We start from the raw sequence: 3,874 nt of genomic DNA, 5'->3' as shown, positions 1-3,874 counted from the left end.
ATCGGAAGAAATTAATATATTGAAATATATAGAAATTCAATTAGAGTAGATTTATCATACGATTTGTAAATCAAATTTGTCATTATCATGCTGCGAAGCGATCGAATGAATTTCGACCACGCTTAATACAAATACAATCTGATCGCTTTGCAAAATAACAGACAAAAAATGCCTGTCTGAAAACAAGTTTTCAGACAGGCATTCCGATTTTCGTGATTACCGAATCAACGTTTTTTTACCGCTTTCTTAGCCGGAGCCGCTTTGGCTGCCGGCTGGCAGGCATCAGCCAGCTGTTTGGCGCGTACCGCCTGATCATTGCTAAACGGCAGCAGTTCGACTTTTACATTTTTGTTGCTAACCGCTACATAAGCGCTCTGCCCTCTATTATTGGTTAAGGCGCTAAACAGATAAGGTGATTTTTCGCATACGGCCATCGAATAAGGAGCGCCTACCAAAGGTTGGCGCTGTTCGTTAGATAAATTCACCCAGCCGCCCACCGGGCCTTTACCCACTTGCGGCAACAAGAGAAAACCTTCTTGCGGAACTTGGCCTTCAAAAACAAATACCGGCGTCATGCCGCGCTCGTCGGTTACCCCGCGGTAAATGTTTTCGGTCTTATTGTTTGCAAACGGCAGTTTGATGCTACTGTGAGATAAAACAAACGGTTGCTTGGCCGCCGGCTGCGTCGTACCCGGTACCAACAGCACAAAACGATAGCCGGTATTACCTTTACCGACCTGTTGCGCACCCTGCACCTCCTGCGTAAACACAAATTGCGGCGGGATTTGCTGTTGCTGCTGCGCGCGTGGCGCCTGTTTTTCTGCGGGCTGCTCAGTTGTACCGCAAGCAGTCAGAGTCAGCACGGCCGCAACGGCCAAAAAGCTTTTTTTCATGGTTTCTTACTCACAAAACAGTTAATGACGTGCGGATTATAGCACCGCAATAATATTTATCGAATAAATCTTTACCTGAAAAACTTTATCGGCCTAAACCTTTCAGACAGGCATTTGCCTGTCTGAAAGGTTTATCGAAAACTATTCCGCCGCATTTAATATCACCGGCGCCAAACGCTGGATAGTATCGCGCAGCACAATCAGTTTGCCGTGAAAGAAATGCGATGCCTTGGGCAGCATCACAATCGGGATATCTTGCCCATCCGCCCAATCACTGGCTTGGGTAATTAAAACTACATCATCGATTTCACCGTGTATCAGCAGCGTTTTGCGCGCATCAGGCGCATCAGGCTCACGCCTCTCGTAATGGCGCACTGCAGGGCCGATTAACAGCAACAAATCCGGTTCGCGCAACTGCGCAGCAAACAAAGCCACATAGCCGCCGAAGGAAAAACCGGCCAATACCAACTTCGGCGCACTTGGGTGGCGGCTACGGGCAAAATCAATTACCGCCACGCAATCATCGGTTTCTCCCACTCCATAATCATGCTCGCCCTCACTGTTACCCACGCCGCGCAGATTCGGTAAATAACAATGAAAACCCAAACGGCTTAAAGCCTTGGCGGCTGTTTGTATGACCTTATTGGTAAACGTACCGCCTTGACGCGGATTGGGATGGTTAATCACCGCCACCCCTTTTTCCACACCTTCCGCCGGGATATAAATCAATTCCAATTTACCGACCGGGCCGGCTGTTTCCAGTATTTCAAATTTAGACATTAACATCCATCCTTCTGCGCCGCTTTAATCAATCAACAAGCGTTCTACGCTGCGATGGTTAACCAACTCCTCATCCAGAATTTCCTGCAAATCCTGCTCGTCCACATAGGTATACCAGCGGCCTTCCGGATAAATCACCATCACAGGGCCCTCTTCACAGCGCCCCAAACAACTGCTGCTGCTGATGCGCAGTTTACCCGGCCCGATCAAACCTTGTTCTTTGGCATGGCCTTTTAAAAAATCCACCGCCGCATCCGCCTCGCCATTGTCGTTACAACTTTGCCGGCACGGATCTTTACGCGCATTGGTACAAATAAAAAGATGACGCTCAAAAAAGCTCATGAAATATTCCTTTTGATAAAACAAAAAACAGAAGCAGCAAGATAAACCTAGCTGATTCTTTTCAGACAGGCATTGCCTCTAGGATCTTTTGAGATACAACACAACGGCGGTATTTTGTTCAAAGTACCCCGCCTTCGACGTTAGGTGGCGTAGCAGACTTGCGAAGCTAAAATGCTCGCAATATGTTCAACATTGCTGCACTTTAAAATTTTCCTTACATACGCGGCTTTGCCTCAAAAAACCACCTCACCACTTCGCTGGTCAATTGCCAACAGAACCTAGCCGAATACAAAACAGCGGCCGTTATGCTGATTAGCCGCTTTCAAGGCAGCCAGCATCGCCGGAAAATCCAAATCATATTTTTCCGCCAATTTCGGCGCCCGCTTCTTCAAATTAGCCAGTTGCAAATCCTTAGGTAAGCGCTGGAAAGCCATCACCGCCACATTACCGTGGCTTTCTGCCGGCAAAGCCATTACCCTGCCCTCGAACACCTCCGTCAGCACCGCGACAAAACGCGGATAGCGCTTATCACCGCTCCACCAATTGGTAACAAATACCCCATCCTGCGACAAGGCGCGGCGGCAATCAATAAAAAACTCCGCGTCCACCAGCGCATCAATAATCTGCTCGCCGTCAAAGCCATCTACCAACAACACGTCGGTGCCGCCCCGCACCGTTTTGATGTATTGCGCACCGTCGGCTTCCACAATTTCAAAGCGCGGCCCTTCAAACGGCAGCTCAAACAAACTTCGCGCCACATTAATCACTTGCGGATTAATCTCTACCGCCGTTTGCCGGGTTTCCGGCAAATACTCGTCAATCCAGCGTGCAAATGATCCGCCGCCCAAGCCGATTTGCGTGATGTGTTCCGGCGCATGTTCCGCAAACAGAAGCCATCCCATCATTGCCCGGCTGTACGATAAAACCAATTCCGCCGGATGATCCAGATTCATCGAGCTTTGCACGGTTTCACTGCCCAGATGCAGCGAGCGGATATTATCGGTTTCCGAAATGCCCACTTCAGGTAGTTCGAACCGCTGGGCGCGTAAGCGCCGGTAAGGATGATGTGCCATAAACACCAAAAAACGAAATTAAAAGATGATTCATTGTATTAAAAAACTGTTTGTCGCGCATGAAGTTTTCCCCTAGCTATAGCGGATTTAATTAATTTTCGATACAAGACAGCAAGCCGCAGACAGTACAAGTAGTACGACAAGGCGCAGCAACGACGTAGCGAAAGTTAAGTTAATCCGCTATAACTCTTTCAGACAGGCATTTATATAATTATTCCCTGATAAAACAAAACAATAATTTTTTCGAACATAAAACACTTGTCAAACCGTAACGATGCTGCAATAATGCGCACTCTTTCCCCGATAGCTCAGTCGGTAGAGCGACGGACTGTTAATCCGCAGGTCCCTGGTTCGAGCCCAGGTCGGGGAGCCAAAATTTAAAAGCCTAAACAACCGTTTAGGCTTTTTTATTTGTCTATCATGCTGAATCTTGCGTCCACAAATGCAAGCATTTCGAACTGCTATAGCAGATTTAATGACTTCGATACAAGGCAGCAAGCCGCAGACAGTACACACATACGGAACCGATTCTGTTGCCGTCTTAGCGGCTTTACAAAAACGTTCTCTTTAAGCTAAGGCGCAATGGAGCCTTCGCGAACGTTAAGTTAATCCGCCATATTAAACCGCCACTGTTTTTGATAGCACCTTGTACAGTGTGAATAAAGTTAAATTTGCTGCAAACCTTTAATGAAAAAGCTTTTTCCTGATCTCGTCTTGCCGCTCAGGCTCATTTAACACACCGCTGTTCTGCAATAGCCGGATATAAGCATTAATATGACTATACCG

Annotated in this window: 4 protein-coding genes and 1 tRNA gene; 1 reads left to right on the top strand and 4 read right to left on the bottom strand. The window is 47.5% G+C overall.

Going from position 1 to position 3,874, the window contains the following annotated elements:
• Positions 1–224: 224 nt before the first annotated feature.
• The 4 genes from Q4C79_RS13040 to Q4C79_RS13025 all read right to left on the bottom strand — a co-directional run bounded on the left by Q4C79_RS13040 (position 225) and on the right by Q4C79_RS13025 (position 3,088).
• The gene (locus Q4C79_RS13040; protein WP_303091454.1) at positions 225–893 is read right to left on the bottom strand and encodes a hypothetical protein; all 669 of its coding nucleotides are present in this window, start codon (positions 891–893) and stop codon (positions 225–227) included.
• Positions 894–1,034: 141 nt separating this feature from the next.
• Entirely contained in the window at positions 1,035–1,673 is a 639-nt protein-coding gene (locus Q4C79_RS13035) for an alpha/beta hydrolase (RefSeq protein WP_303091453.1), read from the bottom strand.
• A 24-nt stretch (positions 1,674–1,697) separates the two neighbouring features.
• Positions 1,698–2,015: a ferredoxin gene (locus tag Q4C79_RS13030; protein ID WP_303091452.1), complete on the bottom strand. Its 318-nt coding sequence runs from the start codon at positions 2,013–2,015 to the stop codon at positions 1,698–1,700.
• 278 nt (positions 2,016–2,293) lie between these two features.
• Complete coding sequence (locus Q4C79_RS13025; RefSeq protein ID WP_303091451.1) at positions 2,294–3,088, bottom strand: polyamine aminopropyltransferase; 795 nt, start codon at positions 3,086–3,088, stop codon at positions 2,294–2,296.
• 297 nt (positions 3,089–3,385) lie between these two features.
• Here Q4C79_RS13025 and Q4C79_RS13020 point away from each other — a divergent pair.
• A tRNA-Asn gene (locus Q4C79_RS13020) sits at positions 3,386–3,461 on the top strand.
• The last annotated feature ends 413 nt before the right edge of the window (positions 3,462–3,874 follow it).

Source organism: Neisseria sp., assembly GCF_030523955.1.
Lineage (GTDB): Bacteria > Pseudomonadota > Gammaproteobacteria > Burkholderiales > Neisseriaceae > Neisseria.
The sequence above is the reverse complement of the archived record's forward strand: the minus strand, read 5'-3'. Positions and strand labels throughout refer to the sequence as shown.

Bases quoted from the DNA above. Each gene is read 5' to 3' on its own strand.
- Q4C79_RS13040 (WP_303091454.1), bottom strand. From the start codon at position 893: ATGAAAAAAAGCTTTTTGGCCGTTGCGGCCGTGCTGACTCTGACTGCT.
- Q4C79_RS13030 (WP_303091452.1), bottom strand. From the start codon at position 2,015: ATGAGCTTTTTTGAGCGTCATCTTTTTATTTGTACCAATGCGCGTAAA.
- Q4C79_RS13025 (WP_303091451.1), bottom strand. From the start codon at position 3,088: ATGGCACATCATCCTTACCGGCGCTTACGCGCCCAGCGGTTCGAACTA.
- Q4C79_RS13035 (WP_303091453.1), bottom strand. From the start codon at position 1,673: ATGTCTAAATTTGAAATACTGGAAACAGCCGGCCCGGTCGGTAAATTG.